Here is an 11,949-nt window from a genome sequence, read left to right as displayed (position 1 = left end):
TTGCCATGATGGCGAGATTAGTCAAACTGGCCCAAATGGCCTAAGTCCAGTGGATAACGTCAGAGGTAGTATGGGGATTCTAATTAAAGAAGTTTCTAAGCATTTTGGTCAATTCCACGCGCTTAAGAAGGTAAATCTTGAGGTTAAAGAGGGTTCACTGGTCGCCTTGTTGGGGCCCTCCGGTTCAGGGAAATCTACCCTACTGAGAGCGATCGCCGGTTTGGAACCCCCTGACAGTGGACAAATTCTGATTCATGGTCAAGACACAACTTATCTAGATGTCAGAAAACGCAATATTGGCTTTGTTTTTCAGCACTATGCCCTCTTTAAAGAGATGACCATTTGGGAAAATATTGCCTTTGGCCTAGAAATTCGTAAAATATCGCGCTCCCAGGCGAAAAAACGGGTAGGAGATTTACTCGATTTAATTCAATTACAGGGTCTCGGCGATCGCTATCCCAATCAACTATCGGGAGGACAACGCCAACGGGTCGCCTTAGCTAGAGCTTTAGCTGTTCAACCGGAAGTTTTACTGTTAGATGAACCCTTTGGTGCTTTGGATGCCAAAATTCGCAAAGAATTAAGACACTGGTTGCGCCGACTTCATGAGGAACTTCCGGTCACAACGGTTTTCGTAACTCACGATCAAGAAGAAGCAATGGAAGTCGCGAATGAAATTGTAATTATGAATAAGGGTGCAATTGAACAGGTCGGTACAACCGCCGAAATTTACGACAATCCGGCTAGTGCTTTTGTGATGGGCTTTATTGGCGCGGTCAATGTCTTACCACCCACAGCCCGTTTAGTTCAAGAAACCTTAGAACGACCGACAACTAAACCCGTATTTGTTCGTCCTCGCCAAATTCAAATCTTAACGGAGTCTATTCCCCAGACGGTTCCGGCCGTAGTTCAACGTATTACCTTTTTGGGAGCGGAAATTCAGCTACAGTTAGCCGACCCCGAAGGAATCGATTTTGATGTGCATTTGAATCGCCATCAGTTTAACGATTTGAGCATAAAGGTCGGTCAACAAATTTTTGTAAAACCCTTAGAAACTCGGTTTTTTAGCGAGGTTGCCTAATCTTTGTCTATGGAAATTCCCTTCTCTGATCGGGTGCGACTTTTAGTTGATGAAGGAAAAGAAAAGTGTTAACATGAGATGAAAAGTGACAAAGAGGAAACAATGATGACAGCAAAACTAATTAATGTAGAGGGTTCAAAGATAAAAATAGAACTAACATTAGAACTAAGTCGTTCAATGTTGGATACAGAAATAAATATTCAAAAAGGCTTAAACGAAGTAGGTTGCATCGCCAGCAAAGAAGCCTTGAAATATTTAGATACAGATGGTTCACCCTTAAAAATCGGTGAAGAAATCTGGAAGAGTAAGGGAGAGCAACCGAAAGAATATCAAACACCTTATGGTGAGGTTATAGTGAATCGTCATGTATATCAGCGTTCAGTAGGAGGAAAAACGTATTGCCCCTTAGAAAGAGAAGCAAGGATAATCATAACATCAACGCCATTATTGGCAAAACAGGTATCCTCAAAAATGTCAGGGATGGCAGGCAAAGAGGTGAAAAATGATTTATTAGAAAATCATGGTAGAAAAGTAGCGCTATCCTATATCCAAAGATTGAGTGAAGCAGTAGGAAGTGTGGTACAGGCAAAAGAAGAAGCGTGGAGTTATGCCCCGCCCAAGGAGGATAGCCAAATTGCAACAGTGGGAATAGGATTAGATGGAACCTGTATGCTGATGTGTGAGGATGGCTACCGTGAAGCAATGGTGGGAACCGTTTCCCTATACGATAGTGAGGGAGAACGTCAACATACAATCTATCTAGGTGCGGCACCAGAGTATGGAAAAAAGAGTTTTCTAGAAAGATTAGAAAGAGAAATTGAGCGAGCGAAAAAACGTTATCCAGAGGCAACATTGGTCGGGATAGCAGACGGGGCAGAATCAAATTGGAAGTTTTTAGAAAAGCAAACGGAAGAACAGATATTAGATTTCTATCATGCCTCTGGTTACTTAGGTGCCTTGGCAGAAGCGTTGCATCCGAATACAGTGTCAAAACAAAAAGAATGGTTGACTGAAAATTGTCGAGAACTCAAGCATGAAAAAGGAAAAGCAGGAGAACTGCTAAATCTGATGAAAGAAGTCAAAGAAGAAAAAAGTCATTCTAAGAATCTTACCGAGAAACTACAAGCGGCGATTACTTATTACGAGAATCATCAGCATCAAATGGATTATGCTGAATACTTAGAGAAAAAGTATCCGATTGGTTCAGGTGTTACGGAAGCAGCTTGTAAGACGTTGGTCAAACAACGATTATGTTGTTCAGGGATGCGATGGAAGGAAAAAGGAGCAGGAATTATTTTGAGCCTACGAGCTTTGGTATTGACCAAGGAACGATGGAGTCAATTTTGGGCAAAACTTGATCAATATGGGTTCCCTGTAGAACCCTGATTACAACAGCTTTTATCAACTAAAGGTCGCACCCCTCTGATCGTCCATCAAGTCCCAAGACAGCTTCTCGCAACAGGGATACTTCTATTGCAGGACGTATCATTTTGACTTTGCTTATTTTAGCGATTATCTCCACCTTTTTTGTCGTCATTCCCGCCGGAAAACGAGGCGTTTTGATGGAGTTTGGTCAGGTCAAAGAGGTGATCTTAGCGGAGGGTTTACATCCCCTTATTCCTGTCGTTAATACGGTTGAAAAACTGAGCGTTAGGGTACAAAAACAGGAAATTATTGTCCAAGCAGCTTGCCAAGATCTTCAGAATATTTCTCTAGAGGTGGCCCTGAATTGGCATCTGGATGCAAACAAAATTTATCTCATTTTTCAGCAAATTGGCAATCAAAATCAGATTATCGATAAAATTATTAATCCCTCACTTTCAGAAGTAATTAAGTCTGTTACGGCTCAATATACTGCCGAAGAAATGATCACACAACGCAGTCAGGTTAAAACGGAAGTCGATACCAAACTCCGCGATCGCCTAAAAATTTACCATATCTTAATGGATGATCTATCTTTCCTCAATATTCATTTTTCTGATCGTTTTCAAGAAGCGGTCGAAGCAAAACAAATTGCTGAACAAGAGGCTAGACGGGCTGGCTTTATTGCTCAAAAAGCACTGAAAAAAGCAGAGGCAAAAGTCAATCTAGCAAAAGGAGAGGCTGAAGCAAATCGTTTAATTCAAGCATCCTTAACCCCAGAAATTTTACAAAGACAAACCCTCAAAAAGTGGAATGGTCACTTACCCTTAATTGTGGATAGTGGCAGTCAAAAAATTTTAGATATTAATGAGTTAATTAAGTATTCTCAATATTCTCAATCCTATTGATTAAGTTTATGATTCTTGACAAGAATGGTTTGCCAGAATTTCTTCAAAGGCTTGAGAGATGCGGGTTTGGAAACGTTGATAATGCTTAAGTTTTAAGACAGGACGGACAATTTCGGCCGGGGTTTTGCTGTTGACTTCAAGTACATTAATTGCTCGAAGCGTATTTAATTTAATTTCTTTTTTGACCATAAGTTCCGGTAAAGCTGTTGCCCCGACACCACTTTCTACTACCGCTTTCACCATTTCACTACTATTAAAGACTAAAATAATCTCTAAATCTTGAGGTTTAATTCCCCAGTTTTGTAATGCCTGTTCAAACATTTGTTGGGTTCCCGATCCCGCTTCTCGCATTACCCAGGTTGTCGTTAATAAATCTTCGACTTGAATGACTTCTTTTGTAAACCAAGGATGGGATTTTCCGACCACAATTTTCAGGCGATCGCTGCCAACAACTTCCGATGTTAAGGTTTTTTGCAAAGGTATCTTAACTTCCCCAGCAATAATACCCAAATCAAATAGACCAGTGGCTGTCCCTCCACAAATATCATCTGCATTAGCCAAAGTACAATTAACCACAATGCCAGGATATTTACATTTAAACTGACTAATACGTTCCGGCAGCCAGTAGTTACCCACCGTAAAACTAGAACCAAGATTTAACTCTCCCCGTTGTAAATTATTAAGTTCTCGTAATCCTCGCTCTGTTAATATCACTTGTTCTAAAATTTTCTGCGCTTCAATTTGTAACATTTTCCCAGCCGCTGTGATTTCAATGCGCCGCCCAATCCGATGAAATAATTTAACGCCATATTCCGATTCTAAATTTTGAATGGCTGCACTGACGGCCGGTTGGGTAATATAAAGAGCATCTGCCGCATTCGTAAAATGTAAATGATCGGCAACCGCCAAAAAAATGCGTAACTGCTCTAGGGTCATGGATAAAGATCAAAGAATCAAAAAAAAATAATTACTTTAATTTTATCGGAAAACTGGACAAAAATTCAAAATAGACAAATTTACTGACTAATTAATAATTAACTTAATCTCTAAACAGGTGATGTTGTAAACCTGTGGATCGATTTTCTGAATTGTAGTCAGTTTGCCCATTAGAGAGAGAGCTAGTAGCCACAGATTCAGAACATTATCACCTGTGGATCGATTTTCTGAATTGTAGTCAGTTTGCCCATTAGAGAGAGAGCTAGTAGCCACAGATTCAGAACATTATCAATGTTTACAACCGCGATCACCCCTAACTCAAGATAAAAAAGCGATCACTTGTTAGGATAAGGGGAATGGAGATCATCATCTGCCCAGCAATCCGTTACCCTAAAAAGAGAAAAGGTGCGACCTTCTCCCTGTCTCTTCCTAAAATCTAAAGGAATGATAACCTATGCCTCCAACCATCGTTGAAACCAAGTTAGAAGATGTCCTAGCCAAAATTGACAATCGGTTAGAACGCATTGAGAATGAGTTAACCGATATTAAGGTATCCCAATCAGAAATCCGAGGCGATGTTAAAGCCCTTGACGAAAAACTCTCAGGACAGGTTAAAGCCTTTGACGAAAAATTCTCAGGACAGGTTAAAGCCCTTGACGAAAAGCTCTCAGGACAAATTAAAACCCTTGACGAAAGACTCTCAGGACAAATTAAAACCCTTGACGAGAAAGTAACAGGCTTTGGGAAACGACTGGAGAATCAGGAATTTGTGAATAGGGGAATCTTGACGGCTCTCATCATCGCTCTGATAGCAGGCGCGGCTAAATTTTTTGGGTTTATGCCTAATCTCTAAACTGTGATCACCCCTTACCAATTCCCTAAAAAGCGATCGCCAAATTTAGGAAAATTTTACAATACCCAAGCCTTAATCATCTCAGAGCAGAGAGTATATTTTTCATGGACAAATTTCAATTATTTGTGACTCAACTTTGGCAGTTTTCTCGTCCCCATACTATTATTGGCACTAGCCTAAGTGCGATCGCGCTCTACTGCTTGGCTTTAGCAACAATTGAGCCAAATTTAAACTCCAGCTTAAACTTAAATTTCATCTTTTCTAGTTTAGGAATCTTATTGGGAGCCTGGATTGCTTGTCTGGGTGGCAATGTTTATATTGTAGGACTTAATCAACTTTATGATGTGGAGATTGATCGTGTTAATAAGCCCCATTTACCCTTAGCAAGTGGTGAGTTTTCCCTTCAACAAGGACAATGGATTGTTGCCATAGCCGGTATTTTGGCAATGATTTTAGCAGCTATTTTAAGTCCTTGGTTATTGGCGACAGTAGGCATTAGTTTAGTCATTGGATCTGCCTATTCTGTTCCTCCCCTTCGTCTCAAACGTTTTTCTTTATTGGCCGCAATCTGCATTTTAAGTGTGCGCGGTTTGGTTGTGAATGTGGGACTTTTTGGTTATTTCACCCAGACTCTAACTAATCAGGTCATATTTCCCCCTAGTCTCATTGTCTTAACTTTATTTATTCTTATTTTTAGTATTGCGATCGCCCTTTTTAAAGATGTGCCAGATACAGAAGGAGATCAAAAATTTCAGATCCAAACTTTTACCTTAATTCTAGGCAAAGGAACGGTTTTACAGATTACTCGTGGTGTGATTACCTTGGCCTATGTGATCATGATGATTGCCGGTTTAACCTTTTTACCCAATGCTAATACCTACTTTTTGGTTGGTTATCATAGTTTCCTGTTGATTTTACTTTGGTGGCAAAGTCAGTATCTTAACTTAGAAGACAAAACGGAGATCGCTGCCTTCTATCAATTTATTTGGAAACTCTTTTTTCTAGAATATCTACTATTTCCGCTCGCCTTTTTTATCCCAACCTAGAAGAATAAAGACGCTTAAAAATGACGGATAAAGATTGGTATAATCCTCTACAAACTCCCCATAGTGGTTATCATTGGGATGGCAAAAGTGCCGATTTCTTTGAAGGCTGGTATTTTCGGATAACGTTACCACAACTGCAAGAATCCTTCGCTTTTATGTATTCCATTGAAGATCCCCTGGGTCAAACGGGAAAATCGGGAGGAGCCGCTCAAATTTTAGGTAAACAGGATCAATATTTCTGCCGAACCTTTCCAAATCTCCAGCGTTTTTGGGCCAGTCCAGACTATTTAGCCTTAGTCCATTGGGGTCAGCATTCTCCGCCTATTGCTCCCCAACTTTTGGACTCAGCACTTTTTGAGCAAAGGATTTCCCAGGGCTATCAAGTCACTGCCACTTTACACCAGGGATCTTTAAAAAATCCCTATTCGGGCCAATCCTGTCGCTGGTGTTATCGAACTCAACCGCTCTATGGCTGGGGCAATACTCACCAAAGTCAGCGATCGACAGCCGGTTGGCTTTCAGCCTTGCCAATATTTGAACCAGGTTGGCAAATTTTAATGGCTCATGGTTTAGCAACGGGTTGGATCGAATGGAATGGGGATTTAATTCAGTTTGAAAAGGCTCCTGCTTACAGTGAAAAAAACTGGGGTTGTTCTTTTCCTCAACAATGGTTTTGGCTTCATTGCAATGCCTTTGATCGGGAAAAAGATTTAGCTGTCACCGCAGGGGGAGGAAGACGAAAGGTGTTAGGAATTTCTGAAAAAGTAGGAATGATCGGTATTCATTATCAGGGTAAATTTTACGAATTTGCCCCTTGGAATGCTCAGATTTCTTGGCGTATTGCTCCCTGGGGTCAATGGCAATTACAAGCCCACAATCATCATTTTGAAGTGGAATTATTAGGAACAACGGAGTTAGCCGGCACATTACTTCGTGCCCCTACAGAACAGGGATTGCAAATTTGTTGTCGGGAAACATTGCGGGGCCAATTATCTCTAACTTTACGCGATCGCCCCAGCTGTCTGGGACATCATCAAGGTCAAATCATTGTTGAAGATGCTAGTTCTTTAGCCGGTTTAGAGGTCGGGGGAAAAGCCTGGGAAAGTTAGGGAAGATTGAGGGATATTCAATCATCTATTCTTGCCTTTTTTGTATGTCACATTAGTATATTATTTTTCTTGCGCTTACCATGATATAATCGGGCTTTGTGGACTTGACCTAAACGCGAAATGTGGGCTGTAAGATTCAAAGTGAGCGAAGTGTTTCTACCGCCGGAACGCGGGAGCCGCCTCTCGCTTTAGGGTAAGATCAATGTAGGTTCCTTCAAAGGCATCTTATTGAGTAGGAAGCCGATGCTATATAACTTTATATTAGCAATGGACAGTCCACTTGACTGAAATTCCGACCAACCAACCCAACTTAGTAATTATAGGAGCGTTATCAATGACGGAAACTGCTGAAGCTAACATCCCTAATCATTTTCTGGGTATTAATCCTGAAGAAATCAACAAAAAACTCGTCTCTTGGGGAGTTTCTCTTGATGAAATTGTTCAAAAACTTGCTTCTCTCGGACTACCTGGCATTGTTTTCATTATTGCTGTCAGTGCGTCCAGTGCGACTGCTTATCCTGCGATTTACGCACTTTTTGGATTAGGTGGCCCTCTTGGTCTAGTTGGTGGACTAGGAGTGCTAGGTATATCTACAATTATTGGTGATATTGTGACGGGTTATGGTATCGAGGCTCTGCTTAAAGCAGTCTATCTCAAGCGTCGTGAAACAGAAACCCAAGAATATCTCATTAAGGAAGTGGACGGTTTACCCATTTCTCAAGTTCTAAAGCTTAACCTAAAAAATGCCATTGAGGTGGAAATCGCATCTAAGGAACCCGTTACTCCCAGGGAAGTTGAAATCGCTGAAGAGTAAGTTCGGGTAAGCAATTTGTAACCACAAAAAAATACCGCAAAAGGTCTTGCCTCGGCTTGACTAATTGCGGCATTTGCTTTTTTGCTTGGGCTAATTAAACGTTACTTTAATTAGTAAGCCCATCTTAATTAACTGTCTTCCCAGTCAGAGGGCCACTTCCAAGTCCAAACAGGAGCGGGTTGAGAATCAGGGGATTCAGGTGTCGGAGCTTCTTCTTGATCGACGGATAAAAAACGAGCAAAGAAGGGGATTGCTTTAGTTTGTTGGGTGTTGGGATAAGCCATCGTTATTCCTCTTAGGTTCTGAGTAACAGCTTTAAAAACATAAACTGCTAGTAGCATATCATATTCGTCTTAAATTACCAGCCTCGAATTTTTTGCTTTTTTATGAGTTGACTAGTATTTCAGCGATCGCCTGAGAAATGGGAAAATGAGGTGGGTAAAGTTCTAGCCAGAAAAATTCGCCAACGGGATTAATTTCTAAAAAGATATAGCGTTCATCTGGTGTAACAATCATATCAATCGCGCCATAATTGAGACCAAAATATGTCATGAGTTCAAGTAATTGCTTTTCAATAATTTGAGGTAAATCGTAAGCTTGCCATTGTTGATGGAGAGCCCTGCCTTCTTTGCGCCAATCGTAGGTGGCTCCTTCTAACTGCTGGGAATTGATAGCCGCCGTAAATAGCTGTTTGCCCACGATGGTTATTCTTAATTCCAAAGCTTTAGGAATATTTTCCTGAAAAGTCATGGGGCAGAATTGTAAGCCTTCTAAATTATCTAGGTCTTCGTCGGTGACAGGACTGGTAAAAACAACCATTTCTTGTTTATTTTCATCATAAATCGCAAATTGAGAAAGCATTTTAGTCACAATTCCCGTTGCTTTAAATTCCTGAGCAAATTGCTTGACAGCTTCAGGATTATTAGAGGTTAAAGTCCCAGGAATTAATAAACCTAATTGTCGCGCTACTTGTAGTTGTAATTGTTTATGATTAGTGCGATCTACATTGGTAATAGGGTCAAGATGAAAGCCAGGTAAACTCGCAATCATGCCTCGAAGACTTAACCGACATTCCTTGAGAGAAGCTTCTCGAAATTGACTATCCATATCATTGGGTAATTTCTGCCCCTGTCTCATGCGCCGATACCAGACAGAAGAAACTTCGGATAGCTCTAATTGTTGTTCGCCATCGGTAATAATTCCTGCTTTTTGATCGTCTGAGTAGAGATCAATTTTGACTTCTGTGGGGAAGCGATCGGTGTCCAAACGAAAGGCTTTTTTGCCCATCGTTTCTAGGGCTTTGATTACTAGGGGAATACTTTCATTGTCGTGACTAAAAGTAACAATTAAAACGGTCATAAATCTCCTTAGAATTTAAAGTTAATACTTTTTAAGTAGCTGGTTGCAATTAAATACAAAATGTAGGATAGGCATCCTGCCTGTCCACAGGCTAGAAGCCTGTTCTACGATCTAACAATTAATTTTTAGCAGACTAAAAAATCAGCGATCGCCGTGGAAATCGGCAAATCTAAATCACGTTCTAACATTCCCCACTCACCAACGGGATTAACTTCTAAAAACACGTATTCTCCTGATGGCGTTAAAATCAAATCAAATGCGCCAAAATTCAACCCTAAATTGACCATAAAAACCTGAAGTTGCTTAACTAATAAATCTGGTAAAGTGTGATGTTGCCAAGCCCCTGGATCAATGCCAGGTCTGCGCCAATCTACGCCCGCCTTATTATACTGAGAAGAGTCTAAAGCCCCTACGAACGACTGCCCATTAACCATTACAATCCTTAATTCTAATTGTTTAGGAATTTCGGCTTGAAAAACCATTGGACAATAACGTAAAGATTCCAGTTCTTTGAGGTCTTCTTCTTTCACCCTACTGGTATAAAGGAAAAATTCGGGCGATTCCATACTGTGGGCGATCGCGGTTAACAATTTACTCACCATTTTCCCTTGAACCTGGGAAAAAAAATCCCTTGCAGCATCAGGATTATTGGTCACTAAGGTAGGGGGAATAATTAAGCCAATTTCTGAAGCTAAACGTAGCTGTAATAACTTATTTTTAGCGGTCTCAATTTTGGCTAAATGGTCTAGCCAACGGGCTGATCTTAAACTATCCCAAAAACCTGCTAAAGTCGCCTGGGATTCTCGCAAACAAGCCTCCCGAAACTGAGGATCTAAATCCGCCGTTAATTCAGGTTGCCAAATACGTCTTGTCCAAACGGATTTAACCTGTTCACTATCAATAGATTGATTATTATAAGTTAATTGGTGAAAGCTTTTTTTACCCTCAAATTGGGCTGTTAGTTGCACCTCTAAGGGAAATTTATCGGTATCTAAGCGAAAAGGGATGGCTCCTTTTTTTTCTATAGCTTCAGCTACGCAGTCAATGGTAAAAAAATCACCGCTATGGGTCAATAATAAAACAATGTTAGGGGATTCTTTCATAGAATGTGGAACTTAATAAAAATTATAGGTTTCGTCAAAGAAGAAGGACAATTAATTCGTTAAAAACACTTCTATATTTTAACCCTATTTTAAAGCTTTTAAGTTTTTATTTATCGTAACGTAACAAAACACTGCAAAAAGTCTTGCCTTGGCTTGACTAGTTGCAGTATTTATTTTTTTGAGTAATTACTAAAGTTATTTTAGTTACTCAAGTCATCTGAATTAATATTCTTCCCAGTTAGAAGGATTCTTCCCAGTCAGAAGGCCATTTTTTTGTGTTTGCGAAGGAAGGAGAATCAGGGGCAGATTCTTCTTCGCTTACGGATAAGAAACGAGCAAAGAAGGGGAGTAATTTACCTTGTTGATCTTTGGTCATAGTTATACCTCTTTTGGTATTGAGTAAACAGGTTTAAGACCTTAACTGTCATAAACTTAAAAAGTATTGTAGCATCCTGCTTTTTCTTTGTCAACCATAATTTGACCATAAAATTAAATCATCCTATCTAGGGCTTGCTGAATAAGTCCACAAAACGAACCTAGATGCCATAGGGCGCGAAAAATGGTGACTTCAGAGATCAGTTTCCCGTTCTACCCCACAATTTTCCAGTAAAGTGCATAGATTTTGAGCTTCCAAATGCCATAAACTTGCACCTGATCCTTTCCAAAATACCTGAAAGTATTGTCTAGTAAGGGTTTCAGCTTTTTTTCGGCAAGCCCTATCTACAACAATTCCAAATTCAGAATGTAGTCAAAAATACAAAAGCCCTGAACTGCTGAACTAAAGTTGCCATGACGGTTATAAAATTTTTGATCTGCTCAATTTCCACACCAAGATTTTCTCCCGTGCTTCTATCAAATCCATTCCTATTTTTTCTAAAACTCGCTTTGAAGCTATATTATTGGGATCGCATCCAGCAGTCACTGTTTGCATACCAGGTTGAGAAAGCGTCCAATCCATCATGGCTTTTGTCGCCTCAGATGCGTACCCTTGTCGGCGATATAACGACGCTACTTGATAACCAAGTTCTACAGCATCGGTTGGGAAACCTGTGGCATCAGGAATAATTTTGATCATCACATGACCAATAAGGGTATTTTCTGTTTGATGAATAATTAAACTCCCCCATCCCCACTCATTTTGTAAAGGGAATTTCAACAAAATATCTGCAATATCAGGAAAAACTTGAATAAACTCTTGATCAGCCCAGTCAGGAGCAACTTTTACACCCAAAGTTGTTGCTAATTCATCAATACCTATGATTGCCGCTTTCAGAAGTTCAACCTTTAAGGGTACTAAATATAATCGTTCCGTCACAAGTTTTTCCAGTGCTTTCATTTGATGAAATTCCTAACATACGGCTGATTTGAGATATAGAAA

General features: G+C 40.2%; 13 protein-coding genes. 7 read left to right on the top strand and 6 right to left on the bottom strand.

Translation table 11 applies throughout. The features are described from left to right. Positions 1 to 70 precede the first annotated feature (70 nt). The 3 genes from KA717_23305 to KA717_23295 all read left to right on the top strand — a co-directional run bounded on the left by KA717_23305 (position 71) and on the right by KA717_23295 (position 3,351). Positions 71 to 1,081 carry a sulfate ABC transporter ATP-binding protein gene (locus KA717_23305; protein UXE58916.1) on the top strand — a complete coding sequence of 337 codons (1,011 nt, stop codon included), beginning with the start codon at positions 71 to 73 and terminating at the stop codon, positions 1,079 to 1,081. 105 nt (positions 1,082 to 1,186) lie between these two features. Then, entirely contained in the window at positions 1,187 to 2,467 is a 1,281-nt protein-coding gene (locus KA717_23300) for an ISKra4 family transposase (protein ID UXE64758.1), read from the top strand. Between the two features lie 104 nt (positions 2,468 to 2,571). Further along, on the top strand, positions 2,572 to 3,351 hold the full coding sequence (locus tag KA717_23295; GenBank protein UXE58915.1) for a prohibitin family protein: 780 nt from the start codon (positions 2,572 to 2,574) through the stop codon (positions 3,349 to 3,351). Positions 3,352 to 3,357: 6 nt separating this feature from the next. On the opposite strand, the gene KA717_23290 is transcribed toward KA717_23295, so the two are convergent. Beyond that, complete coding sequence (locus tag KA717_23290) at positions 3,358 to 4,260, bottom strand: LysR substrate-binding domain-containing protein (GenBank protein UXE58914.1); 903 nt, start codon at positions 4,258 to 4,260, stop codon at positions 3,358 to 3,360. Positions 4,261 to 4,741: 481 nt separating this feature from the next. On the opposite strand from KA717_23290, the gene KA717_23285 reads away from it, so the two are divergent. The 4 genes from KA717_23285 (at position 4,742) to KA717_23270 (ending at position 8,109) form a co-directional block, all read left to right on the top strand. After that, the gene (locus tag KA717_23285) at positions 4,742 to 5,140 is read left to right on the top strand and encodes a hypothetical protein (GenBank protein UXE58913.1); all 399 of its coding nucleotides are present in this window, start codon (positions 4,742 to 4,744) and stop codon (positions 5,138 to 5,140) included. A gap of 104 nt (positions 5,141 to 5,244) precedes the next feature. Then, complete coding sequence (locus KA717_23280) at positions 5,245 to 6,186, top strand: homogentisate phytyltransferase (protein ID UXE58912.1); 942 nt, start codon at positions 5,245 to 5,247, stop codon at positions 6,184 to 6,186. Between the two features lie 20 nt (positions 6,187 to 6,206). Beyond that, positions 6,207 to 7,295 carry a tocopherol cyclase family protein gene (locus tag KA717_23275; protein ID UXE58911.1) on the top strand — a complete coding sequence of 363 codons (1,089 nt, stop codon included), beginning with the start codon at positions 6,207 to 6,209 and terminating at the stop codon, positions 7,293 to 7,295. Between the two features lie 334 nt (positions 7,296 to 7,629). After that, positions 7,630 to 8,109, top strand: coding sequence for a hypothetical protein (locus KA717_23270; protein UXE58910.1), 480 nt, complete (start codon positions 7,630 to 7,632; stop codon positions 8,107 to 8,109). A 128-nt stretch (positions 8,110 to 8,237) separates the two neighbouring features. On the opposite strand, the gene KA717_23265 is transcribed toward KA717_23270, so the two are convergent. The 5 genes from KA717_23265 to KA717_23245 form a co-directional block, all read right to left on the bottom strand. Further along, the gene (locus KA717_23265) at positions 8,238 to 8,393 is read right to left on the bottom strand and encodes a microviridin/marinostatin family tricyclic proteinase inhibitor (protein ID UXE58909.1); all 156 of its coding nucleotides are present in this window, start codon (positions 8,391 to 8,393) and stop codon (positions 8,238 to 8,240) included. A gap of 100 nt (positions 8,394 to 8,493) precedes the next feature. Beyond that, the gene (locus KA717_23260) at positions 8,494 to 9,468 is read right to left on the bottom strand and encodes an MvdD family ATP-grasp ribosomal peptide maturase (GenBank protein ID UXE58908.1); all 975 of its coding nucleotides are present in this window, start codon (positions 9,466 to 9,468) and stop codon (positions 8,494 to 8,496) included. A 125-nt stretch (positions 9,469 to 9,593) separates the two neighbouring features. Next, positions 9,594 to 10,571: an MvdC family ATP-grasp ribosomal peptide maturase gene (locus KA717_23255; protein ID UXE58907.1), complete on the bottom strand. Its 978-nt coding sequence runs from the start codon at positions 10,569 to 10,571 to the stop codon at positions 9,594 to 9,596. Positions 10,572 to 10,809: 238 nt separating this feature from the next. Continuing rightward, complete coding sequence (locus KA717_23250; protein UXE58906.1) at positions 10,810 to 10,947, bottom strand: microviridin/marinostatin family tricyclic proteinase inhibitor; 138 nt, start codon at positions 10,945 to 10,947, stop codon at positions 10,810 to 10,812. A gap of 420 nt (positions 10,948 to 11,367) precedes the next feature. Continuing rightward, positions 11,368 to 11,907 carry a GNAT family N-acetyltransferase gene (locus KA717_23245; protein UXE58905.1) on the bottom strand — a complete coding sequence of 180 codons (540 nt, stop codon included), beginning with the start codon at positions 11,905 to 11,907 and terminating at the stop codon, positions 11,368 to 11,370. Between the last annotated feature and the right edge of the window lie 42 nt (positions 11,908 to 11,949).

It is taken from the genome of Woronichinia naegeliana WA131, from assembly GCA_025370055.1.
Lineage (GTDB): Bacteria > Cyanobacteriota > Cyanobacteriia > Cyanobacteriales > Microcystaceae > Woronichinia > Woronichinia naegeliana.
Note: the sequence above shows the minus strand (reverse complement) of the source record. Positions and strands in the feature narration are given on the sequence as shown.

Coding starts and splice junctions, on each gene's coding strand:
- KA717_23270 (UXE58910.1), top strand. CDS start 7,630: ATGACGGAAACTGCTGAAGCTAACATCCCTAATCATTTTCTGGGTATT.
- KA717_23255 (UXE58907.1), bottom strand. CDS start 10,571: ATGAAAGAATCCCCTAACATTGTTTTATTATTGACCCATAGCGGTGAT.
- KA717_23245 (UXE58905.1), bottom strand. CDS start 11,907: ATGAAAGCACTGGAAAAACTTGTGACGGAACGATTATATTTAGTACCC.
- KA717_23300 (UXE64758.1), top strand. CDS start 1,187: ATGACAGCAAAACTAATTAATGTAGAGGGTTCAAAGATAAAAATAGAA.
- KA717_23250 (UXE58906.1), bottom strand. CDS start 10,947: ATGACCAAAGATCAACAAGGTAAATTACTCCCCTTCTTTGCTCGTTTC.
- KA717_23285 (UXE58913.1), top strand. CDS start 4,742: ATGCCTCCAACCATCGTTGAAACCAAGTTAGAAGATGTCCTAGCCAAA.
- KA717_23265 (UXE58909.1), bottom strand. CDS start 8,393: ATGGCTTATCCCAACACCCAACAAACTAAAGCAATCCCCTTCTTTGCT.
- KA717_23275 (UXE58911.1), top strand. CDS start 6,207: ATGACGGATAAAGATTGGTATAATCCTCTACAAACTCCCCATAGTGGT.
- KA717_23280 (UXE58912.1), top strand. CDS start 5,245: ATGGACAAATTTCAATTATTTGTGACTCAACTTTGGCAGTTTTCTCGT.
- KA717_23305 (UXE58916.1), top strand. CDS start 71: ATGGGGATTCTAATTAAAGAAGTTTCTAAGCATTTTGGTCAATTCCAC.
- KA717_23260 (UXE58908.1), bottom strand. CDS start 9,468: ATGACCGTTTTAATTGTTACTTTTAGTCACGACAATGAAAGTATTCCC.